General features: G+C 66.5%; 20 protein-coding genes. 14 read left to right on the top strand and 6 right to left on the bottom strand.

Going from position 1 to position 22,882, the window contains the following annotated elements; translation table 11 throughout:
* Positions 1-12: 12 nt before the first annotated feature.
* From IE266_RS17345 to IE266_RS17305, 9 genes are all read left to right on the top strand, one after another.
* Positions 13-1,770: an AMP-binding protein gene (locus tag IE266_RS17345; RefSeq protein ID WP_189681375.1), complete on the top strand. Its 1,758-nt coding sequence runs from the start codon at positions 13-15 to the stop codon at positions 1,768-1,770.
* A gap of 99 nt (positions 1,771-1,869) precedes the next feature.
* Positions 1,870-2,511: an aspartate/glutamate racemase family protein gene (locus IE266_RS17340; RefSeq protein ID WP_229864233.1), complete on the top strand. Its 642-nt coding sequence runs from the start codon at positions 1,870-1,872 to the stop codon at positions 2,509-2,511.
* Between the two features lie 240 nt (positions 2,512-2,751).
* The gene (locus tag IE266_RS17335) at positions 2,752-4,353 is read left to right on the top strand and encodes an ABC transporter substrate-binding protein (protein ID WP_189681374.1); all 1,602 of its coding nucleotides are present in this window, start codon (positions 2,752-2,754) and stop codon (positions 4,351-4,353) included.
* 55 nt (positions 4,354-4,408) lie between these two features.
* Positions 4,409-5,362 carry an ABC transporter permease gene (locus IE266_RS17330; protein WP_189681373.1) on the top strand — a complete coding sequence of 318 codons (954 nt, stop codon included), beginning with the start codon at positions 4,409-4,411 and terminating at the stop codon, positions 5,360-5,362.
* Positions 5,363-5,364: 2 nt separating this feature from the next.
* Complete coding sequence (locus IE266_RS17325; RefSeq protein WP_229864231.1) at positions 5,365-6,252, top strand: ABC transporter permease; 888 nt, start codon at positions 5,365-5,367, stop codon at positions 6,250-6,252.
* Positions 6,239-7,294: an ABC transporter ATP-binding protein gene (locus IE266_RS17320; RefSeq protein WP_189681371.1), complete on the top strand. Its 1,056-nt coding sequence runs from the start codon at positions 6,239-6,241 to the stop codon at positions 7,292-7,294. The genes IE266_RS17325 and IE266_RS17320 overlap by 14 nt, the downstream gene beginning before the upstream one ends.
* 30 nt (positions 7,295-7,324) lie before the next feature.
* The gene (locus IE266_RS17315; RefSeq protein ID WP_189681370.1) at positions 7,325-8,305 is read left to right on the top strand and encodes an ABC transporter ATP-binding protein; all 981 of its coding nucleotides are present in this window, start codon (positions 7,325-7,327) and stop codon (positions 8,303-8,305) included.
* Between the two features lie 4 nt (positions 8,306-8,309).
* Complete coding sequence (locus tag IE266_RS17310) at positions 8,310-9,494, top strand: amidase (RefSeq protein ID WP_189681369.1); 1,185 nt, start codon at positions 8,310-8,312, stop codon at positions 9,492-9,494.
* Positions 9,491-9,958 carry a RidA family protein gene (locus IE266_RS17305; protein WP_189681368.1) on the top strand — a complete coding sequence of 156 codons (468 nt, stop codon included), beginning with the start codon at positions 9,491-9,493 and terminating at the stop codon, positions 9,956-9,958. Before IE266_RS17310 ends, IE266_RS17305 begins: the two co-directional genes overlap by 4 nt.
* Before the next feature lie 3 nt (positions 9,959-9,961).
* Here the strand turns inward: IE266_RS17305 and IE266_RS17300 are convergent, their stop codons facing one another.
* The 5 genes from IE266_RS17300 to pepN all read right to left on the bottom strand — a co-directional run bounded on the left by IE266_RS17300 (position 9,962) and on the right by pepN (position 16,021).
* Positions 9,962-11,353, bottom strand: a complete 1,392-nt coding sequence (locus IE266_RS17300; protein WP_189681367.1) for an amidase — start codon at positions 11,351-11,353, stop codon at positions 9,962-9,964.
* A gap of 138 nt (positions 11,354-11,491) precedes the next feature.
* Positions 11,492-12,211 carry a hydratase gene (locus IE266_RS17295; protein WP_189681366.1) on the bottom strand — a complete coding sequence of 240 codons (720 nt, stop codon included), beginning with the start codon at positions 12,209-12,211 and terminating at the stop codon, positions 11,492-11,494.
* 93 nt (positions 12,212-12,304) lie between these two features.
* Positions 12,305-12,733: a hypothetical protein gene (locus IE266_RS17290; protein WP_229864229.1), complete on the bottom strand. Its 429-nt coding sequence runs from the start codon at positions 12,731-12,733 to the stop codon at positions 12,305-12,307.
* Entirely contained in the window at positions 12,730-13,467 is a 738-nt protein-coding gene (locus IE266_RS17285; RefSeq protein ID WP_189681365.1) for an SDR family oxidoreductase, read from the bottom strand. Before IE266_RS17285 ends, IE266_RS17290 begins: the two co-directional genes overlap by 4 nt.
* Position 13,468: 1 nt before the next feature.
* Positions 13,469-16,021 carry an aminopeptidase N gene (gene pepN / locus IE266_RS17280; RefSeq protein ID WP_189681364.1) on the bottom strand — a complete coding sequence of 851 codons (2,553 nt, stop codon included), beginning with the start codon at positions 16,019-16,021 and terminating at the stop codon, positions 13,469-13,471.
* A gap of 108 nt (positions 16,022-16,129) precedes the next feature.
* On the opposite strand from pepN, the gene IE266_RS17275 reads away from it, so the two are divergent.
* From IE266_RS17275 to IE266_RS17255, 5 genes are all read left to right on the top strand, one after another.
* Positions 16,130-16,315, top strand: coding sequence for a hypothetical protein (locus tag IE266_RS17275; RefSeq protein ID WP_189681363.1), 186 nt, complete (start codon positions 16,130-16,132; stop codon positions 16,313-16,315).
* Between the two features lie 135 nt (positions 16,316-16,450).
* The gene (locus tag IE266_RS17270) at positions 16,451-18,586 is read left to right on the top strand and encodes a malate synthase G (RefSeq protein ID WP_189681362.1); all 2,136 of its coding nucleotides are present in this window, start codon (positions 16,451-16,453) and stop codon (positions 18,584-18,586) included.
* Between the two features lie 29 nt (positions 18,587-18,615).
* The gene (locus tag IE266_RS17265) at positions 18,616-19,041 is read left to right on the top strand and encodes a GlcG/HbpS family heme-binding protein (RefSeq protein WP_189681361.1); all 426 of its coding nucleotides are present in this window, start codon (positions 18,616-18,618) and stop codon (positions 19,039-19,041) included.
* 115 nt (positions 19,042-19,156) lie between these two features.
* A complete protein-coding gene (locus IE266_RS17260; protein WP_189681360.1) occupies positions 19,157-19,936 on the top strand; it encodes a gamma-glutamyl-gamma-aminobutyrate hydrolase family protein in 780 nt (259 codons plus the stop codon).
* A gap of 62 nt (positions 19,937-19,998) precedes the next feature.
* Positions 19,999-20,529 (top strand): flavodoxin domain-containing protein, encoded by a 531-nt coding sequence (locus IE266_RS17255; RefSeq protein WP_189681359.1) that lies wholly within the window; start codon positions 19,999-20,001, stop codon positions 20,527-20,529.
* Positions 20,530-20,641: 112 nt separating this feature from the next.
* On the opposite strand, the gene IE266_RS17250 is transcribed toward IE266_RS17255, so the two are convergent.
* Positions 20,642-22,882 (bottom strand): xanthine dehydrogenase family protein molybdopterin-binding subunit, encoded by a 2,241-nt coding sequence (locus IE266_RS17250; protein WP_189681358.1) that lies wholly within the window; start codon positions 22,880-22,882, stop codon positions 20,642-20,644.

The raw sequence follows: 22,882 nt of genomic DNA, 5'->3' as shown, positions 1-22,882 counted from the left end.
GGAGGCGGAGGAATGTCGATCCTGAGCGAGAGCCTGATGAGCCGGATATCCGGCTGGGACGCGACGACGGAGGCGCGGGAAAGCTCGCTGGCACCGACGGGAAACGTGTCTTACGTGCGCGGGGCCTCGGTGCCGCCGCTGGCCTATATCACGGTGCCGCAGCTCTTGCGCGAGGCGGTGTCGCGCTTCGGCCCGCGCGAGGCGGCGGTGTTCTGCCAGCAGGGCGTTCGGCTCAGTTACTACGATCTCGACCGGGCGGTGGACGAACTGGCCTCGGGGCTCCTGGCGCTGGGGCTGGAGAAGGGTGACCGCGTCGGGATCTGGTCGCCCAACCGCGTCGAATGGGTGCTGACGCAATTCGCGACGGCGCGGGTGGGCCTGATCCTCGTCAACATCAACCCGGCCTACCGATTGGCCGAGCTGGAATATGCGCTGAACAAGGTCGCCTGCCGCGCGCTGATCTGCGCGACGCGCTTCAAGACCTCCGACTATATCGGAATGGTCCGGCAACTGGCGCCGGAGCTGGAGACATGCGCGCCCGGCCGCCTGCGCGCCGAGCGGCTGCCGCATCTGCGCAGCGTCATCGAGATGACTGACACGCCGGGCCCGGGCGTCTATTCCTTCGCGCAACTCAAGCGGCTGGGAGGGCCGGCGCAGCTGCTGCGCCTGTCGTCGATCGACGCCACGCTGGACCCCGATGACGCCATCAACATCCAGTTCACCTCGGGCACCACCGGCCAGCCCAAGGGGGCGACTCTGTCGCATTACAACATCGTCAACAACGCGCGTTTCGTGACCGACCGGATTGCCCTGTCGGAGACCGACCGGCTGGCGATCCCGGTGCCGCTCTACCATTGCTTCGGGATGGTGATGGGAGTGCTGGGAGTCATCAGTAAGGGCGCGACGATGGTGTTTCCGGGCGAGGGGTTCGAAGCCGAGGCCACGCTCGACGCGCTGGAACGCGAACGCTGCACGGCAGTCTACGGCGTGCCGACGATGTTCGTGAACATGCTCGAGGCACTCGAGGCACGGCCGCGCGATCTATCGGCGATGCGCACCGGGATAATGGCGGGCGCGCCTTGCCCGGTCGAGGTGATGGAGCGGGTAAATACCCGCATGAACATGCCCGAGGTGACGATCTGCTATGGCATGACCGAAACCTCTCCGGTTTCGTTCCAGAGTTTTGTGCACGATCCTGTCGACAAGCGCTGCCAGACCGTGGGCCGTGTGCATCCGCACCTGGAGGTCAAGCTGATGGGCAAGGATGGGCGCACAGTGCCGCTCGGGGTGGAAGGCGAGCTGTGCACGCGCGGCTATTCGGTGATGAAGGGCTATTGGGGCGATCCGGAGATGACGGCTAAGAGCATCACCGACGGCTGGATGCAGACCGGGGATCTGGCGGTTCTGGATGCCGAAGGGTTCTGCAGCATCGTCGGGCGCGCCAAGGACATGATCCTGCGGGGCGGTGAGAACATCTATCCGCGCGAGATCGAGGAATTCCTGATGCGCCATCCAAAGGTGAGCGAAGTCCAGGTCTTCGGCATCCCCGACGAAAAGCTGGGCGAGGAGGTCTGCGCCTGGGCGGTGGCCCGGCCGGGCGTCGCGCTGGAAGAGGAGGAGTTGAAGAGCTTCTGCCGTGGCCAGATCGCCCATTTCAAGGTGCCACGCCATGTGCGCATCGTAGCCGAGATGCCGGTGACGGCGACCGGGAAAGCGCAGAAATTCGTCATGCGCGACAGGATGTTGGAGGAACTTGGCCGTCCGGGCTAGCGGGCTCTTCCCCGGCGAAGGCAGGCTCATGGCTGTCCGGTCTTGTCTCGGTCGCGGTGTCGCGGCACCTTGACCGCATCAACGCGCGAGAGGGCCTGGATGCGGTCGCTGCTTCTGATGAATCCGAATTCGAACGCGGCGACGACTGCCGCTATGGTCGCGATTGCGGGGACCATTCTTCCGCAGATAGAGGGTTGGACCGCGCCGGGCGGCCCGGGGATGATCGTGACGCCGGAGGCGCTTGACCAGGCGGCTGTGCTGGTGGGGCAGACGCCCTTGCCGGCGCTGGATGGGGTGATCGTCGCGGCCTTTGGCGATCCCGGCCGCGAGACCCTGGCGCAACGGCTGACGTGCCCGGTTGTCGGCATCGGCGCGGCGGCTGCCATCGAGGCTGGCATTGGCGGGCGCCGCTTTGCAGTGGTCACGACCACCCCGCAGCTCGAAGCTCGGATCGATGCGCTCATGCGTGGGCGGGGAGATGGCGCGTATCTCGGGTGCCACTTCGCCCAAGGCGATGCGCTGGGCCTCATGGCGGAACCGGAGCGCCTCGATGCGGCGCTACTGGCGGCCATCGAAGAGGCCGCAAGGGCGGGTGCGGAGGCTGCGATCATCGGCGGCGGGCCCTTGGGGGAAGCCGCGGAACGTCTGGCCTCGATTTCGCCGGTACCGCTGGTGGCGCCAATTCGGGCGGCGGCGCGCGCGTTGCTTCATCGCCTAGAGGCCGGGCCGGACGGCCGTTGATCGGCCGTTCGACCTGCGCTGACCGATATTCACTGCCCGATTATGCGGCGGCGCAGCATAATCCCGCCCGTTTCTTGTGCATGCGCAGCGAAGCGTCGGGTGGACACCGCAACTGACACACCTCTTGGCTGGCAATGACGAAAACGCGCTTGCCAAACTCTGTGACATGGACGCGCCCGTGATGGCCGCGCCGACAATAATGCCGGCCCACGATGGTCGGTTCCTGACAGAGAGGTATTCATGTCTAGATTTGGAAAGGGCTTCGCTGCGATGACCGCCGCCGTCGCCCTGTTCTGCGGCTCGATCGCCCAGGCGGAGGGCACGCTGCGCATCGGTATGACCGCTGCCGACATTCCCCTGACCACCGGTCAGACCGACCAGGGCGGCGAGGGTATGCGGTTCATGGGCTATACTGTCTATGACTCGCTGATCGAATGGGACCTGACCAGCGCCGACAAGCCCTCGGTGCTGATCCCCGGCCTTGCAACGGAATGGTCGGTTGGCGAGGACCAGCTGACCTGGACCTTCAAACTGCGCCCCGGCGTGACCTTCCACGACGGCTCGCCCTTCACCGCCGAGGTGGCGGTCTGGAACTTCGACAAGCTGTTGGTCGACAGTTCCGAGCAATACGACTCGCGCCAGGCCGCGCAGGGCAAGTCGCGGATTCCGGCGGTGGCGTCCTACAAGGCCATCGACGATTTGACGCTGGAAATCACCACCAAGGCCCCGGACGCCACGCTGCCCTACCAGCTGGCCTGGATCCTGATGTCGTCCAAGGCGAACTGGGAAGCCCAGGGCAAGAACTGGGAGGCGGTTGCGGCCAAGCCCTCGGGCACCGGCCCGTGGAAGCTCGAGGCCTTCGTGCCGCGCGAGCGCGCCGAACTGGTGCCGAACACCGCCTATTGGGACGAAACCCGTGTTCCGAAGCTCGACAAGATGGTGTTGATCCCGCTACCCGAGCCGAACGCCCGTTCAGCCGCGCTGCTCTCGGGGCAGGTGGACTGGATCGAAGCGCCGGCGCCGGACACCATCCCGGCGATGCAGGGCAACGGTTTTGTGATCTCCTCGAACGCCTATCCGCACAACTGGACCTGGCACCTGTCACGGCTGGAAGGCTCACCCTGGAATGACATCCGCGTGCGCAAGGCCGCCAACCTCGCCATCGACCGCGAGGGAATGATGCCGCTGCTCGGCGGGTTGATGGTGCCGGCCAAGGGCTTCCTGCCGCCGTCCTCGCAGTGGTTCGGCAACCCGACCTTCGACGTCAAATACGACCTCGAAGCGGCCCAGGCGCTGATGAAGGAAGCCGGCTTCGGCCCGGAGAACCACCTGAAGGTCAAGGCGCTGATGTCGCCCTCGGGCTCGGGTCAGATGCTGCCGCTGCCGATGAACGAATTCGTCCAGCAGAGCCTGGCCGAGATCTGGATCGACGTCGAGTTCATGGTCGTCGAGTGGAATCAGATGATCAACCTGTGGCGCGCCGGGGCTGCCGATCCGGCGGTCGAAGGGTCGCAGTCGATCAACTTCACCTACTTCATCCAGGATCCGTTCACCGGCCTGATCCGCCACCTCGACTGCAACCTGGTCGCGCCTAACGGCACCAACTGGGGCCATTATTGCGACGACGAGATGCAGGCCCTGTTCAAGAAGATCAAGACGACCTTCGATCCGGTCGAACAGGATGCCGTTCTGAAGCAGACCCACGAGAAATTCGTGAACGAGGCGCTGTTCCTCTTCGTGACCCACGACGTGGCGCCGCGTGCGATGGCGCCCAAGGTCAAGGGCTTCGTCCAGGCGCAGAACTGGTACCAGAACTTCTCGTCGATCACGATCGAAGAGTAAGCCAACCGCCCCCGCCGCGATCTGCGGCGGGGGCAACCAGACCGGGGTTCAAACCGTGCTCAGTTATCTCATCCGCCGTCTCATCCTAGTCCTTCCGGTCGCCTTCGGCGTTTCGGTGATCTGCTTCCTGCTGGTCCAGATCGCGCCGGGGGATCCCCTGACGGCGATCATGCCGGTGGACGCAACCGCCGAGGAACAGGCGGCCATGCGCGCGGCCTATGGCCTCGACAAGCCTTTGCCGGTCCAATACGCGATCTGGATCGGCAACCTCGCCCAGGGCAACATGGGCAAGTCCATCGCCACCGGGCGGCCCGTCGCGGGTGAGGTTTTCGGGGCGGTGCAGAACTCGCTGCTGCTGGCCGTCAGCGCCGCGATCATTGCCTTTCCCATCGGCACCTTCCTGGGGTTCCTGGCCGGATATTCCCGCGACAGCTGGATCGACCGGGCGGTGACCGCGCTGTCGATCACCGGCGTCTCGGTGCCGAACTACTGGCTGGGGATCGTGCTGGTTATCATCTTTTCGGTCAACCTGGGGTGGCTGCCATCGATGGGGGCGGGGCCCGGCGGGTCGCAGAGCTGGGCCTGGGACTGGCTGCACCTGCGCCACCTGATCCTGCCGGCGGTCACGCTGGCGGTGGTGCCCATCGGCATCGTCGCGCGCACGGTTCGGGCGCTGGCCGGTGATATCCTGACCATGGATTTCGTGCAGGCGCTTTACGCCAAGGGCATGAGCCGCGCTGACGTGCTGCGCCACGTCGCCCGCAACGCGGCGGCGACGGCGCTGTCGGTGATGGGGCTGCAGCTTGGCTATCTGCTGGGCGGTTCGATCCTGATCGAGACAGTGTTCAACTGGCCCGGCTCGGGCTTCCTGCTGTCGAACGCGATCTTCCAGCGCGACCTGCCGCTGCTGCAGGGCACGATCCTGGTGCTGGCCATGTTCTTCGTGGCGATGAACCTGATCGTCGACGTGGCGCAGGCCGCGATCGACCCGCGCATCCAGAGGACATGACAATGACGCTTGTGGAAACCACTGCCGTCGAGCCTGCACCGGCGCAGAAGCCGCAGGGTTACTGGGCAGGCGTCGGCGCGCGCCTGGTGCGCGATCCGCTGACGATGATCTGCGCCGGTGTGGTGCTTGCCCTGATCCTGGCTGCGGTCTTCGCGCCCTGGCTCGGGTTGGCCGATCCCTACAAAGGGTCGATGATCGCGCGGCTCAAGCCGATCGGGACCACCGGGCACCTGCTGGGCACCGACGAGCAGGGCCGCGACATGTTCGCCCGGCTGATCTATGGCGGCCGCCTGACGCTGTTCATCGGGCTGATGCCGGTGGTCCTTGCCTTCTTCATCGGCTCGGCGCTGGGCATCGTCGCGGGGTTCGTCGGCGGGCTCACCAACACGATCATCATGCGCACGGTCGACGTCTTCTTTGCCTTCCCCTCGGTGCTGCTGGCCATCGCCATTTCCGGCGCGCTTGGGGCGGGGATCGTGAACTCGCTGGTGTCGCTCACCATCGTCTTCATCCCGCCGATCACCCGTGTGGCCGAGGCGGTGACCTCGGGCGTGCGCGCGCTCGACTATATCGACGCGGCGCGGGCCACGGGGGCGAGCGCGCTGACGGTGATCCGGGTGCATGTGATCGGCAACGTGCTGTCGCCGATCTTCGTCTATGCGACCTCGCTTACCAGCGTCTGCATGATCCTGGCGGCGGGTCTCTCGTTCCTCGGCATCGGCGTGCGACCGCCCGAGCCGGAATGGGGGCTGATGCTGAATACGCTGCGCTCGGCCATCTACATCAACCCGTGGCTCTCGGCGCTGCCGGGGATGATGATCTTCGTCACCTCGCTCTGCCTGAACCTGCTGAGCGACGGTCTGAGGAGTGCGATGAATGTCCGCGACTGACGTCGAAACCTACGAGCCGTTGCCCGATACCGGCGGCCCGGCGCAACCGTTGCTGATGGTGCGCAACCTGCGCAAGTATTTCCCCGTGCGCGGCGGCATCCTCGGGCGCACGCAGGCCATGGTGCAGGCGGTAGACGGTGTGTCCTTCGAGGTGAAGAAGGGCGAGACGCTGGGCATCGTCGGCGAGAGCGGCTGCGGCAAGTCGACCACGGCCAAGCTGCTGATCGGGCTGACGCCCAAGGACGAGGGTGAGATCATCTTCGATGGTATCGACCTCGGCGAGGGGCTGTCGCTGAAGCAGCTGCGCAAGGGTGTGCAGATGGTCTTTCAGGACAGCTATGCCACGTTGAATCCGCGCATGACGATCGAGGCCTCGGTCGCCTTCGGGGCAAGGGTCCAGGGGCTCGACGATCCCGAGGGGCGGGCGCGGCGGCTGATGGAGCGGGTCGGGCTGGACCCGAACCGCTTTGCCCACCGCTATCCGCACGAACTGTCGGGCGGGCAGCGGCAGCGGGTGAACATCGCCCGCGCGCTGGCGATGTCGCCCCGGTTGGTGGTGCTGGACGAGGCGGTCTCGGCGCTGGACAAGTCGGTCGAGGCGCAGGTGCTGAACCTGCTGAGCGACCTGCGGCGCGAGTTCGGGTTGACCTATATCTTCATCAGCCACGACCTGAACGTGGTGCGCTACATCTCGGACCGGATCCTGGTGATGTATCTCGGTGAGGTGGTCGAGGTCGCGCCGGTGGATTCGATCTGGGCCGAGCAGGCGCATCCCTATACGCGCTCGCTGTTCTCGGCGATGCCGGCGATGGACCCGGACCACCGCACCAAAGAGCCGCCTTTGTCGGGCGATCCGCCGAACCCGATCAACCCGCCCTCGGGGTGCCGCTTCCATACCCGCTGTCGCTTTGCCTCGGAGGTGTGCAAGACCACGCCGCCGCGCCTTGCGGGCCTTGCACGCAATGCGCAGCACCTGGTCGCCTGCCACCTGCACGACGCGGCCTCGGGGCATCCGAAGGCCGGGCAGGAGGTGGCGGCATGAGCGCGCCTGACCAAATCGCGGAGGCTCTCTATGTCTGACAAGCTGCTCGATATTCGCAATCTCACGATCCGCTTCAGGGGCAAGCGCACGGTCCATGCGATCAACGACGTCTCGCTGTCGATGGAGCAGGGCGAAACGCTGGCTCTGCTCGGCGAATCCGGTTCGGGCAAGTCGGTGACGCTGAAGGCCCTCCTGGGGCTGCTGCCGCCCAAGCGCACGGATATCGAGGGGTCGATGCATGTCAACGGGACAGACGTGCTCAGCCTCTCGGGCAAGGCGTTGCAGCGCTATCGCGGCGGCGAGGTGTCGATGGTGTTTCAGGAACCGGCGTTGGCGCTGGACCCGGTCTATACCGTCGGCCACCAGATCGCCGAGGCGGTGATGCGCCACAAGGGCGTGAGCAAGTCCGACGCCATGTCGGTCGCGCATGACATGCTGGAACGGGTGCGGATCCCGTCGGCCCGGCGGCGGCTGAGCAACTACCCGCACGAGCTCTCGGGGGGGATGCGTCAGCGGGTGATGATCGCACTTGCACTCGCCTGCCGGCCCAAGCTGCTGCTGGCGGACGAGCCGACGACGGCGCTGGACGCGACGGTGCAGATCCAGATCCTGCTGCTGCTGCGCGAGTTGCAGAAGGACTTCGGGATGGGGGTCATCTTCGTGACCCATGACATCGGCGTCGCGGTGGAGATCTCGGAGCGGGTGGCGGTGATGTATGCCGGCCAGATCGTCGAGGAGGGCACCACGCGCGAGATCATCCGCGACGGTCGCCACCCCTATACGCGGGGCTTGCTGGCGGCGAACCTGCATGACGTGGCCCGCGGCGAACGGCTGAACGCCATTCCCGGCGCGCCGCCGGCGCTGGAGACGAGGCCGGAGAACTGCTCTTTCGCTCCGCGTTGTCCGCTGGTAGAGCCGGCGTGCCGCGCCGGGTTGCCACCCATGCGGACGCCCGCGCCGCGTCGCCGCGTCGCCTGCGTGCGGGCCGAAACTCCAATAGCTGCCGAGTGATGCCTTGCTGATCGACCACGACCCCTACAACTGTTTCATGCCCTACGAACCCATGCCGGTGGCAAGTGCCGCCGAGGGACCGCTTGCCGGGCTGACCCTTGCGGTGAAGGATATCTACGATGTCGCCGGCTATCGCAGCGGCTGGGGCTGCCCCACCGCGCTGGCGATGAGCGGGGTCAAGACGCGCAATGCGCCGGCCGTTCAGGCGCTGCTCGATGCCGGCGCGCGCTTTGTCGGCAAGGTGCATACCGACGAGCTGGCCTGGTCGATGTATGGCATGAACGCCCATTTCGGCACGCCGGTGAACCCAGCCGCGCCGGACCGGATCCCCGGCGGCTCTTCCTCCGGCTCCGCCGTGGCCGTGGCGGGTGGGCTGGCCGATATTGCGCTGGGCTCGGACACCGGCGGATCGGTGCGCGCGCCGGCCGGCTTCTGTCGCATCTGGGGGCTGCGCCCGACGCATGGACGCATTTCGCTGGAAGACGTGATGGCGCTGTCTCCGAGCTATGACACCGCCGGGATCTTCTCGCGCGACGGCGAGACGCTGCTGCGGACAATGTCGGTCCTGCTCGCCGATGACGCGCCCTTGCCGGCGAACCCGCGGTACCTCTGGCCGGTGCAGATGATGGAGGCGCTCGGCCCGTCGCAGCGGGCTGTCTGCGAGGCCGCGTTCAGCGGTCTGGACGCGACGCCCGTGGACGATCTCTACCCGAATGGGATCGAGCACGCCTTTGCCGCCTACCTGACGACGATGGGCGGCGATGCAAAGGCGAGCATCGTGCCCTTCATCCGCAGCTCGAAAATGCCGCTGGTGCGCGGGATCGATGGCCGCGCCGCCGCCGCAGAGGCGCTGACCGAGGCCGAGATCGCCGCGGCCTCGGAGACGCGTCAGGCTATCCGCGCCCATGTCGAGACGCTGCTGGGAGCGGATGGGGTCGTGTTGGCTCCGGTCGCGCATGACGCGCCGTTCCGGCTGGATGCCCCGTTCGAGATCTTCGACAACTTCCGCCACCACGCGCAGAAGCTGCTTTGCCTCGCCGGAATGACGGGCCTGCCGCAGGTGGTGATGCCTGCCGGTACGGTCGATGGAGCGCCCTATGGGGTGTCGCTGATCGGCCCGAGGGGATCTGACCTGTCGCTGATCCGGCTCGCGGTATCGCTGTACGCCGCGAGAAAGGTCGCTGCATGAGCATCTGTGCAATCGAGTCCCGGCTGAGCGCGATGGGGCTGGCCCTGCCGCCCTCGGCGCCGTCGCGGGCCTTGTTCCTGCCGGGCAAGATCTCGGGCAAGCTCCTCTTCCTGTCGGGGCAGATCTGCGAGTGGGAAGGTGTGCCGCAGTATTGCGGCCCGGTCGGCGAGGGGTTCGACCTGGCCGAAGGCCAGGCTGCCGCGCGGATGTGCGCGCTGAACCTGCTGTTCTCGATCAAGGCGCTGACCGGCTCGCTCGACAGCGTGGCCGAGGTGATCCGGCTGGGCGGATTCGTCGCCGCGCCGCCGGGCTATGGCGAGGGGCCATTCATCGTGAACGGCGCCTCGCAAATGTTCATCGATCTCTACGGCGAGGCGGGGCGGCACGCCCGCACCGCCGTCAACGTCGCCTCGCTGCCGGCCAATGCTCTGGTCGAGGTCGAGGCGGTGGTCGAGCTGCGCTGAGACTCAGCCGTCGAGCAGAAGGGCAAGCGAGAGGAGCCGGTCTTCGGCGCCTTTCGGGCCGATCAGCTGCATTCCGATTGGCAGGCCGTCGGACTGCCCGCCGGGGAAGGCGAGACCCGGAAGGCCCGCCGCGTTGACCCAGCCGGTGTAGACCGCGTGCCCGCGTGGTCCGACGTCATGGCCGTCGATCTTGTCGGGGTGTGTGGCCCCGGCAGGCCAGGGCATGGCGGCGGCGGTCGGCAGCAGAACGGCGTCGAAGCCCCAGAGATGGCGTGCGGCGTCCCGGAGGGCGGCGACGCGGGTCAGCGCTTCGAACAGTTCTGTGGCCGGGGCGGGGGCGCCTTTGGCGGCCATGTCGCGATACTTCCGGGCCGCTGCGGCCATCACCGGCGGATCCGTTGCCGCCAGATGGGCCAGCCCGATCTCGACGATCCGGCCCCAGACCGCGTTCAAGGGGCCGAGATCCAGCGGCAGGGGGCCTTCGGAAACCTCGCAGCCGAGGGAGCGCAGCCGGTCGATCGTTGCCGCGAAGGCGGCGCGGATGGCGGGATCGCAGGGGGCATCCTCGATCTGCCCGACGGCGAGAATGCGCAGGGCCGTTGGGGTGGCTTGATGGGGGCGGCCCGTCAGCACCTCGTGAAACAGGATCAGGTCGCGCGCTGACCGAGTGACTGGCCCGACGGTTTCGAAATCCAGCAGGATCTGCGGCAGGCCGCCGCCGCGGGCGACCGTTCCGATGCCGGGCTTCAGGCCCCAAAGCCCGGTATAGCCCGCCGGCCGCCGGATCGAGCCGCCGCCGTCCGTCGCCAGACCCGCCACGGCCATGCCGCTCGCGACCGCCGCCACCACGCCGCCCGAGGAACCGCCGGGCGTGAGCTCGGAGTTGAACGGATTGCCGGTGACGCCGAAGGTCAGGTTGCCGGTATAGCCTTCGACGGCGAATTCCGGCGTGTTCCCCTTGCCGAGGAAGATCGCGCCGGCCCTGCGCAGGGCGGCCACGGGGAGTTCGTCCGCCGAAGCCATGCGCCGGGCGAGTTCGGCGTTGCCCCAGGCGGCCGGGAGGCCGGCGGAGACGAGGTTGTCCTTGAGAATGATCGGAATGCCGTCGAGCGGCCCCTTGGGTGCGCCCTCGGACCAACGCTTCCGCGAGGCCTCGGCCTGGGACACGGCATCTGCCGCGAGGGTGGAATATGCATTCAGCACCGGGTTCATCCGGGCAATGCGGGTCAGGTGTGCCTCGGTCACGGCTACGGGATCGGACTGGCCCGCACGAAAAGCGGTCAACAGGTCCGTGGCGTCGGTCGAGGCCGAGTCGGGTTGCAATGTCGCGGTCAGGTTCTCACCAGGTGTGGCCTGTGGCTCCGACCCAATGGCCCGTAGAATGCCGTCGCTCATGATCCCTGCCTTGCCGCCGTCTCGAACAACTTAGGCAATGCAGGTGCGGACCCCTACGGCAAAACCGGAGTTTCAGGCATTGAAACTGGCAGGTGCCCAAAATCTCGCCGTTGTGGTCGGCGGCGTCAGAGGGCGGCCTTAGCGCAGGAAGCAGCGTATCTCGCCAAAACCGTCGATGCGCCCGATCACGTTGGTTCCCGCCGGGAAATACTTCAGCCCCGAGAGCGAGCCGGTGATGACGATCTGCCCGGCCCGCAACCCGCCGCAATGGTTGCCGATATGGGCGCAGAGCAGCGCCAGGTTGGTCAGCGCCGAGCCGCCCGGAACCGTTGCGTGGCCGTCGATCACCTGGGTTTCACCGCAGCGTAGGGCCGCGTCGACCACACCGAAGTCGCGGCCGTCCCAGCCGTCGAGTGCCGGCCCGACCACGAGGCCCGCATTGATCTGCATGTCGGCCAGTTTGGCCAGCGGCGCGTGGTCGCTGCCAGCCATTCGGGTGTCGACCAGTTCGATCACCACGCGAGGCCGGAAATGGCGCTCGGGGTGGTCCAGCGGATCGCCGGTCGGGACGGACAGCACTTCGAACCCGACTTCGAGTTCGATGCCCAGCACGTCCTGCACGCTGACCTCTGCGCCTGATTGAACGACCCGCCTGGCCGCGATCGGCGCCATGATCGGCGGGCCTTCGGGCGAGCGGGCAACCTTGAAGCCGGCCACCGTCCCAAGATCGGCCTGTACCTTTTGCTGGATCTCCAGCGCCTCGGCGAAACCGGGCAGGGGGAGCGATGACACGTCGGCCCGCTGGCCGGTTCGATGCGCCTCGATCAGAGCGTTGGCGAAGGTCTGGGCAGGCGTCATCGGATGTGTCCTTTCAATGAGTTCCCGCGGCGGACGGCGGGACATGTGGCTGGTCAATCGTTAGGGGGCTTGAGGCAGCAAGGGAAGGGAAAGTCAGAGTGGAGAGAACGGGTGGCGTTCGACCCTCAGGCCGCGCGCGGCGGCTTCGGCTTCGAGCAAGCTGTGATGGGGGAGGCATTCCTGCGGCAGGTGGATAGCCTTGCCGCTGGTCAGGACTAACACGGCGCGCACGGTCGTATCCCACCGCCGGTCAAGACGCAGGAGCGCGATCTCGTCGCGGCTGACCGAACCTGCGCGCCGTCCGCTGTACCATTCGATGGCATCCTCGCCAAGGTGCAGCCCGGCAGACGGGTTGGCGATCACGTCCCGCAAGGCGGGCAGGGTCGGCAGCGCGAGAAGGCCCATCAGCCAGGGCGCGGCGTCGAGGTAGAGAACCGCTAGGATCAAGGCGGCGTAGATCGTGCCGAGCAGCGCGACGGCGCCCAATGAACGCCCCTGACGTTCGAAGCGGTAGTCGTTCACCGCCCGCCCGAAACGTCGAGTGTCGCCCCGGTGACGTAGGAGGCCGCGTCTGACATGAGCCAGAGCACCGCCTCGGCAACTTCGTCGGCGGTGCCGGTGCGCTGCATCGGCACGACATGGGCCAGCCGTTGCGCGCGGTCGGGTTCGCCGCCCTTGGCGTGGATCTCGGTCTCGATCAGGCCGGGCCGGATGCCGTTGACGCGGATGCCCTGCGCGGCGACCTCGTCGCTCAGCCCCTTGGTCAGAATGTCGATGGCGGCCTTGGAGGCGGCATAATCGACGTAGAGATTGGCAGAGCCGAGCCGCGCCGCAGCCGAGGAGATGTTGACGATGCTGCCGCCGCTCCCCTGCGCCTGCATCCGCAGCACAGCTTCCTTGGCGGCCAGGAAGGCGCCGATCACGTTGATGTCGAACATGCGCCGCAGGCGGGCATGGGTCATCTCGGTGACCTTCGTGGCGACGTCCACCACGCCGGCGTTGTTCACCAGCGCGTCAATCCGGCCGGCTTCGCGGTCGAGCGCTTCGAAGATGCGGGCGACGCCTTCGGCGGTGGCGATGTCGCCGGGGCACATGAACGCCCGTTGGCCTGCCGCCCGGACTTCGGCGGCGACGGCCTCGGCCGCCTCGATGCTGGAGTGGTAGTTGATCGCAACGTCCCAGCCGCGCGTTGCGGCCATGCGGGCCACCGCCGCGCCGATGCCGGTGCTGCCGCCGGTTACGAGGACTATGCCCATGTCATGCTCCCTGTATGCGGGTGATCATCTCGGTGGTATCGCGCGAGAGGCCCGGCGTGGCGGCGATCCGGTCGAGCTGGGCGCGGATCAGCGCCTGCCGGTCGGTATCGTAGCGCCGCCAGGTCTGGAAGGCCGAACACATTCGCGCGGTGGTCTGCGGGTTCACCGGGTCGAGCTTGATGAGCCAGTCGGCGAGCAGCTCGTAGCCCGCGCCATCCTTGCGGTGGAAGCCGGCGTGATGGCCGGTGAAGGCGCCCAGGACTGCGCGGAAGCGGTTGGGGTTTTTCCAATTGAAATCCGGGTGCTGCACGAGGGTCTTCACGGTTTCAACTGCTTTGGCGGGCGGCGCTTCGGCCACCTGCAGCATGAACCACTTGTCGATCACCAGCCGGTCATCGCGCCATTCTTCGTAGAAGGCCGCGACATCATTCGCACCCTTGCCTGCGCGCAGCAGGCAGGCAAGCGCCGAGAGCTTCAGCGTCATGTTGTCGGCGCGGGCGTATTGCACGGACGCCGTGGTGCCGCCGTCGAGCCGCGACATCAGGCTGAGCACCGCACCAGCGAGCGCGCGTTTGCCGGATTGTTCGGCGTCGGGCTGGTAGGGGTCGTCGACCTGCGCGGCGGCATAGATCTTCGGCAGCAGGTCCCCCGCACGGGTGGCAAGTGTCTGGCGCAACGTCTCGGACGCGGTCCAGATGGCGTCCGGGTCGGGTGTGTGGCCCGCCTCGGCCTGGGCGGCGGCCAGTTCCGACTGGCCGGGCAGGCCCAGCATCAGCGCGCGATAGGCCGGGTCAAGGGCGTCGTCGCGCAGGACGGCGATCATTCCGTCGAGGTAATGCGCATCCGGTGCAGCCCCGCGCAGCGCCATCGCGTTCAGCGTGTCGAGCGCCAGCGCGCGACCCGCTTCCCAGCGGCAGAAGGGGTCGGTGTCATGGGCGAGGAAAAAGGCGCGTTCTTCGGTCGACAGATCGCGTTCTAGGATCACCGGGGCCGAGAAGCCGCGCAGGATCGAGGCATGAGGTCTGGTCGGAAAGCCGCTGAATTCAAAGGTCTGCGTGGCCTTCGTCATTTCCAGAACTTCGGTCTCGCGCAGTTCGTCGCCATTCGGGCCGATGAGGCCGACTGCCACCGGGATCACCTGCGGCAGCGGCGCGGGCGTGGCTGCGCTGGGTGGGGTCGATTGGGTGAAGGTCAGGCGCAGGGTGCCGTCCTCCCAGCTTTCCTCGACCTTGAGGCGCGGGGTGCCGGCCTGTTGATACCACCGCTTGAACTGGCCCAGATCGCGACCGGTGACATCCTCGAAGACCTTCAGCCAGTCCTCGATGGTGCAGGCCTGCCCGTCATGGCGCGCGAAGTAGAGATCCAGCGCCTCGGCGTAGGCTTCGTCGCCCACCAGCCGTTTCAGCATCCCGATCACCTCGGCGCCCTTTTCGTAGACGGTCGCGGTGTAGAAGTTGTTGATCTCCTGGAAGCTTTCGGGGCGCACCGGGTGGGCGAGGGGGCCGTTGTCCTCGGGGAACTGGCGGGCGCGCAGGTCGATCACGTCGCCGATCCGCTTGACAGCGGCCGAGCGCATGTCGGAGGTGAACTGGCTGTCGCGGAAGACGGTCAGACCCTCTTTCAGGCAGAGCTGGAACCAGTCGCGGCAGGTGATGCGGTTGCCGGTCCAGTTGTGGAAATACTCATGCGCGATGATCGCCTCGATGCGCTCGAAGTTCATGTCGGTCGAGGTTTCAGGCGAGGCGAGCACGGCGGAGGAGTTGAAGATGTTCAGCCCCTTGTTCTCCATCGCGCCCATGTTGAAATCGTCCACCGCGACGATGTTGAAGATGTCGAGGTCGTATTCACGGCCATATACCTCTTCGTCCCATTTCATCGACTTCTTGAGGGCCTCCATGCCGAAGGCGCATTTGCCTTCGTCGCCGGGGCGCACCCAGAGGTTCAGCTCGACCTCGCGCCCCGAACAGGTGGTGAAGCTGCCTGGGTGCGCCACGAGGTCGCCCGCGACCAGCGCGAAGAGATAGGAGGGTTTCGGCCAGGGATCGTGCCATTCGGCCCAGTCGTCACCCTTGCCCTCGGCATTGCCGTTGGACAGCAGGACCGGCAGGTCGCCGTTGATGCGCACGGTAAAGGTGCTCATCACGTCGGGGCGGTCGGGGTAATAGGTGATCTTGCGGAAGCCCTCGGCCTCGCATTGGGTGCAATACATGCCGTTCGACATGTAAAGCCCTTCCAGAGCTGTGTTTTTCGCCGGCGCGATCTCGACTTCGCAGGTCCATTCAAAGGGTTTGTCGGGCACCTGGCAGGTCAGCCCCTCGGGGGTGATCACGGGCGTCACCGGCTTGCCGTCGATGGCGGCCGAGAGGAGCTTGAGCTGTTCACCGTGCAGGAAGAACTTGCGCCCGGGCGCCGAGAGGTCGGGGCGGAACAGGACCCGGCTTTTGACGCGCGTGGTCTCGGGCGCAAGGTCAAAGGTCAGGTGGACCGACTCGAGCGTGAAACCGAAGGGCGTGTAATCCTTGAGATAGACCGTCGTGGGCGCGGCGTCTTTCATGCGAACTTCCTCACGTTTGCGCCAGCGGGGAAACCCGGGCGGCTATCGCTTTGTTAAGTCTCCGAGGGTGGTGCCGCAACCACCCGCTCGCAGAAAGAGGAGATACGCATGTCTGCGCCTGACACCAATATCGAACGCCAGAAGAAACGCCACCGTGCGCCGCTGATCGGAATCTGGGGGTCCCTTGCCGTTGTGGCCGTCCTCTTCATTGGGTGGTTGCTGTTTTATGCTGTTTCGCCGGACTCCGAAGAAACCGGCGGCCCGCTGATGCAGGGCGAACAGACAATGCCTTAAAACACGGGGCAAACCGCGCCCTCGAACTGAGCGTTCCCGGCCCGAGGTGCCGGGGGGCATCGACCGCTCTTGTTGCCTATAGGAAACTTTCGCTCTACTCAGGAACCAAAGACGCATTGCATCGAGGGAGTAGGGATGGGCGCTCGGCAAAACAAGCATGGCCTTCAGGTCGCGCAGGAACTGGTCGATTTCATCGAAGGCAAGGCCCTGCCGGGAACCGGCGTGGAACCGGACCGCTTCTGGGCCGGCATGGCGCGGATGGTGAACGAGCTTGGGCCGAAGAACCGCGCGTTGTTGGCGGTGCGCGAAAAGATCCAGACCCAGATCGACGATTGGCACAAGGCGCATCGCGGCCAGCCGCATGACGCGGCGGCTTACACGGCGTTCCTTCGGGAAATCGGCTACCTGCTGCCGGAGGGCCCGGATTTCTCGATCGAGACTGCAGGCGTCGACCCCGAGATCGCCGCGATTGCGGGGCCGCAACTGGTGGTTCCGATCACCAACGCCCGCTTTGCCCTGAACGCGGCGAATGCGCGGTGGGGCTCGCTTTATGATGCGCTCTACGGGACCGACGCCCTGGGCGATCTGCCCAAGGGTGGGGGCTATGATCCGGCGCGCGGAGCGCGGGTGATCGCCTGGGGGCGTGACTTCCTCGACAAGACGGTGCCGCTGGCACGGGGGGGGTGGGCGGATATTGCTTCGCTTGAAGTGCGCGACGGTGTCCTGTTCGTGGACGGCGGCGCGCTGCGGGATCCGATGCAATTTGTCGGGTCGCGCGAAGTGGCCGAGGGCAAGTTCAATCTCCTGCTCCAGAACAATGGCTTGAAGATCGAAGTTCAGGTCGATCCGACCTCGCAGATCGGGTCGGGCGACAAGGCCGCGATCTCGGATATCTGGCTGGAATCGGCCATGTCCACGATCATGGACTGCGAGGATTCCGTGGCCTGTGTCGACGCCGACGACAAGGTCGGCGCCTATGCCAACTGGCTGGGACTGATGAAGGGCGATCTGGTCGAGAGCTTCGACAAGGGCGGCAAGACTGTTACCCGCAAGATGAACCCCGACCGGACCTATACCGCGCCGGATGGCAGTGAACTGACGGTCAAGGGCCGTTCGCTGATGCTGGTGCGCAATGTCGGCCACCTTATGACCAACCCGGCCGTGCTCGACGCCGAGGGGCGCGAGATCGGCGAGGGCCTTATGGATGCGCTCGTGACCGCCATGATCGCGATGCACGACCTCAAGGCCCGGCGCAACTCGGTGCATGGCTCGGTCTATGTGGTCAAGCCGAAGATGCACGGCCCGGACGAGGTGAAGTTCGCCGTCGAGATCTTTGACATGGTTGAGGATATTCTCGGCCTGCCGCGCAATACCGTGAAGCTCGGGATCATGGACGAGGAGCGCCGCACGTCGGCCAACCTCAAGGAATGCATCCGCGCGGCCAAATCGCGGGTGGCTTTCATCAACACCGGCTTTCTCGACCGGACCGGCGACGAGATCCACACCTCGATGGAAGCGGGCGCGATGCTGCCCAAGGGCGAGATGAAGACCACGCCCTGGATCCTGTCCTACGAGGACCGCAACGTCGACATCGGCCTGGCCTGCGGGCTGCAGGGGCGCGCGCAGATCGGCAAGGGGATGTGGGCGATGCCCGACCGCATGGCCGAGATGCTGGCGGCCAAGATCGGCCACCCGAAGGCCGGGGCCAATTGCGCCTGGGTGCCGTCGCCGACGGCCGCGACGCTGCACGCGACGCATTACCACCAGGTCAATGTCTTCGCGCGCCAGGACGAGATCCGCGCCGGCGGACCGCGCGGGACGCTGGATGCGCTGCTGACCATCCCGGTGATGACCGGCCGCAACCTGTCGGACAGCGAGATCGCGCAGGAGATCGAGAACAACGCGCAGGGCATCCTCGGCTACGTCGTCCGCTGGATCGACCAAGGAGTCGGCTGTTCCAAGGTGCCCGACATCCACGATGTCGGCCTGATGGAAGACCGCGCGACCTGCCGCATCTCCTCGCAGGCGCTGGCCAACTGGTTACACCACGGCGTGGTAAGCGAGGCCCAGGTGATGGCCGCGATGCAGAAGATGGCCGAGGTGGTGGACCGCCAGAACGCCGGCGATCCGCTGTATCGGCCGATGGCGCCGGGCTATGATAGCATCGCCTTCAAGGCAGCCTGCGACCTGGTGTTCAAGGGCCGGGTCCAGCCTTCGGGCTATACCGAGCCGGTGCTTCACGCCCGGCGGCTGGAACTCAAGGCGAGCTGAAGCTTCCCCCATCAGGACAGGTTAGACGTATGAATATTTCCCTGAAAAAGGCGCGGATCATCATCCGCAAGGCGCTGGAAGCGGGCGCTGCGGCCGAGATGAAACCGCTCTCGGTGGTGGTCGTGGATGCAGGCGGACATGTCATCGCCTTCGAACGCTCGGACGGGGCATCGCCCGGACGGTTCGATGTCGCCCTCGGCAAAGCCTATGGCTGCGTCATGCTGGGCATGACCGGCTCGGCGCAGCGTGACCGCGCCGAGGCTCAGGCCTATTTCGTCGGTGCGATGAACGGGCTTTTCGGTGGCCGGTTCGTGCCGGTGCCGGGTGGCGTGCTGGTCCGCGGCAAGGATGGCGCAGTGATCGGGGCGGTGGGCGTGACCGGCGACAGCTCCGAGAACGATGCCGTGGCGGCGCTGGCAGGTATCGATGCGGCCGGTTTTGTCGGAGAAGCCTGACCAATTATTGTGCGGCCGGGACGGGGCGCCTCTGCATATATGCGCCCTGCGCCTTGTTGCGGTCCCGGTCGCAGCGTTATACTTTCGCGGTAACATGATTGCGGAAGGCCTCTGAATGACGCGCCCGGTCGTCGGTATCATCGGTAACGTTCACCTGATCAACGATCAGTACCCGGTCCATGCCGGGGGTCAGATGAACTCGCGGGCGGTGTCCAAGGTCTCGGATTGCGTGCCGCTGCTGATCCCGGCTGACCCTGGCCTGCTCTCGGTCGACGAGTTGCTCGATTCCTGTGACGGATTCGTGCTGACCGGCGGGCGGCCGAACGTCCACCCCGAGGAATATGGCGAGGAGGCGACGGCAGCGCACGGTGCCTTCGACCGCGCGCGCGATGCTATCGTGCTGCCGCTGGTGCGGGCCTGTGTCGAACGTGGCCAACCCTTTCTCGGCATCTGCCGAGGCTTCCAGGAAGTGAACGTCGCCATGGGCGGCACGCTTTACCCCGAGATCCGCGACCTGCCGGGGCGCAACAACCATCGGATGCCTCCCGACGGCACGATGGAAGAGAAATTCGCGCTGCGCCACGAGGTGACGCTGACCGAGGGCGGGCCCTTCGCGCGGCTCTTCGGGTCGGCGCGGGTGATGACCAACACGCTGCACGGGCAGGGGATCAAGGCACCGGGCAGCCGGGTGGTGATCGACGGCTATGCGCCCGATGGGACGCCCGAGGCGATCTATGTCCGTGATGCGCCGGGCTTCACTCTTTCGGTTCAGTGGCACCCCGAGTGGAATGCGGCCGACGATCCGGTCTCGCGCCCGCTGTTCACTGCCTTTGGCGAGGCCTGCCGGGCCTGGGCGGGCGGCCGAAAGGCCTATCCGTTGCAGATGGCGGGTTGATCCGGCGCAAGGCGGAGCAGGGCTGACCTGTGGCAGGACTGTTCCTGAAGGGGGTATCCGCCATGAAGATTCTCGTTCTCTATGCCACCACCGACGGGCAGACGCGCAAGATCGCCCGGTTTTGTGCCGACGGGCTCTTTGCGCTTGGCCACACGGTCGAACTGGCTTCGGCGGAGGAGGCCGAACCGCTGGACCTGGCTCGGTTCGACCGGGCGATCCTGGCTGGCTCGGTGCATCTGGGTCATCTGCAGAAAAGCCTGGTCGAACTTGCCAGGGCCCATGCCGGGCCGATGAACCACATGCCGACCCTGATGCTGCAGGTCTCGCTTTCGGCGGCGGGCGAGGATGCCGAGGAAAGGGCCGACCTGGACCGAATTGCCAAGGCCTTCGCGCAAGAAACCGGCTGGACTCCCAGCGCGGTCCATCACATCGCCGGGGCCTTCACCTTCACCGGCTACGATTTCTTCCGCAGTCTCGCGATGCGCTATATCGCGATGCAGAAGGGGCAGGCGGTCGATCCGCACGAGGATCGGGAATATACCGACTGGGCGGCGCTTTCGGCGCTTCTGAGGGACTGGGCGGGGCAGGCCTGAAGCGGGAGGGGGCGCTGCCCCCGCCGCCTCCGGCGGCCCCCCGGAGATATTTATGAAGAAGAGAAGCCAGGGGCGCTGCGCCTCTGGCTTCTGTGGGGCAAAGTACCTGGAGTCAGACGATCAGGTCGAAGCTCTTGTTGAGCGGCAGGGCACGCGCGCGCTGTCCGGTGAGGTCGAACAGCGCATTGCCCAGCGCCGGCATTGCCGGCGGGGTGCCTGGTTCGCCGACGCCGCTGAGGCGCGGGTTCGCGGTGAGGACGCGCACTTCTGTCTTCGGCGCGGTGTGCATCCGGATCGCGTCGTAGTCGGGGAAGTTCTGCTGGTCTGCGGCGCCATTGGTGAAGGTGATCTCGCCGAAGGCGGCGGCCGAGAGGCCGTAGATCATGCCGCCGATCATCTGCGCCTCGACAATCGAGGGGTCGAGCACGATGCCGGGGTCGCAAGCGATCCAGGCCTTGGAGATGCGGATGCCGCCGGCGGTCTGCTCCACCTCGATCACCTGGGCCACCGGTGTGCCGAAACTGTGGCAGAAGCCGACGCCGCGGCCGATACCCTCGGGCGTCTTGCCAGTCCAGCCCGACATCTCGCGCACGGCGGCAAGGCAGGCGGCCGAGGGGGCGTGTTCGTCCTTCATCATCTGGTAGCGGAAATCCAGCGGATCGGCGCCGGCGGCATGGGCCATCTCGTCGATGAAGCTGTCATACATGAAGGCGGTGAGCGAGGCGCCGACCGAGCGCCAGAAGCCGACCGGCAGGGTCAGTTCGGCGATGTGGCCGGTAATGCGGTGGTTGGGGATGCGGTAGGGCTGGTCGAAGGCGCCCTCGACCAGGGCCTTGTCGGGGCCGCCGGATTCGAAGCCCATCATGCGCGCACCGGCCTGGCGCAGGCAGGACTGCGCCGCGATCCGGCCGTCGAGCAGCACCGCCTTGCCGTCCTTCACGGCGCCACGGAAGCGGCCAAGGCCGCCGGGGCGGTAGAAGTCATGGGTCATGTCCTCTTCGCGGCTCCAGGTGAGCTGGACGGGGGTGCCCTTCATCTCCTTCGCGACGCGGGCGGCATAGACGGAGTAGTCATACTCGCCCCGCCGTCCGAAACCGCCGCCCATGTAGGTGGTATGAACGGTCACCGCCTCGGGGGCGAGCCCGACCGCCTCGGCGCAGTGCTTGCGGTGCAGGATCGGCGCCTGGTTGCCGCTCCACAGGATCAGCTCGTCACCGGTATAGAGCGCGGTGGCGTTCATCGGCTCCATCGCCGCATGGGCGAGGTAGGGCAGGCTGTATTCGGCCTCGACCAGGCTGGCACCTTCGGGAACCGTGCCGGCGTCGCCGTCATCCCGCAGGGTCGAGTTGGGCGCGCCGTCGAGGGCGGTGCGGATGCTGGCGAAGATCGCTTCCTGCGTGGCTGGGTGCGGGCTGGTCTCCCAGTCAATTTCGACCGCTTCCGCGGCCTTCATGGCGAGCCATGTGTTGCTGGCGACAACGGCGATGCCGGTGCCGAAGTGGATGATTTTCTGCACGCCCGGCATCTTGCGGGCTTCGGTGTCGTCAAAGCCCGTCATGCCGCCGCCGAAATGCGGGTTTATGCGCAGCGCGGCATAGACCAGCCCCTCGGGCCGCACGTCGATGCCGAATGTGGCGGTGCCGGTCGACTTCTCGACCATATCGACGCGGGGCATGGACTTGCCGAGGTATTTCCACTCGGTCGCCGGGCGCAGGTCGACATCGGGCGGGGCGATTTCGGCGGCGGCGGGGGCGAGTTCGACATAGGTCAGGCTGCGGCCGTCCGGGGCGATGACAGTGCCGTTCTCGGTCCGGAGGTCGCTTGCGTTCAGATCGAACCGCTTGGCGGCAGCGAGCTTCAGCGTCTCGCGGGCGGTGGCGCCGGCGTGGCGCATCTTCTCGAAGGCGTCGGCCATGCTGGAGCTGCCGCCGGTGATCTGGGTCTGCAGCGCCTTGCCGAGATAGCCGGCCATCTGGCCCAGATGTTCTGCGACGGGGCCCTTCTTGTATTCGGCGACCGGCAGGATTCCACCGAACATGGCGTGGTTGTAGTAGGCTTGGCCCGGCGGGCCGTGGATGACGCGGATATCCTCCCAGGCGACGTCCAGCTCCTCGGCCACCAGCGCGGCGAGGGTGGTGCGGGTGCCCTGGCCCATCTCGGCGCGCGGCGCGATCAGGGTGACCCCTTGAGCGTCGATCAGGACATAGGGGTTCAGCGTGGTTTCGCCCTTGGCGTGCTGCAACGGGTTGGTCATGCCCTTGTTGGCATAGTAGACGCCGAAGGCGACACCGCCGGCGATGGCGGCGGAGCCGACGAGGAAAGTGCGGCGGGCGATCTTGCCGATACGGGACAT

Source organism: Seohaeicola zhoushanensis (assembly GCF_014656415.1).
Taxonomy (GTDB): Bacteria; Pseudomonadota; Alphaproteobacteria; order Rhodobacterales; family Rhodobacteraceae; genus Seohaeicola_A; species Seohaeicola_A zhoushanensis.
The sequence above is the reverse complement of the archived record's forward strand: the minus strand, read 5'-3'. Positions and strand labels throughout refer to the sequence as shown.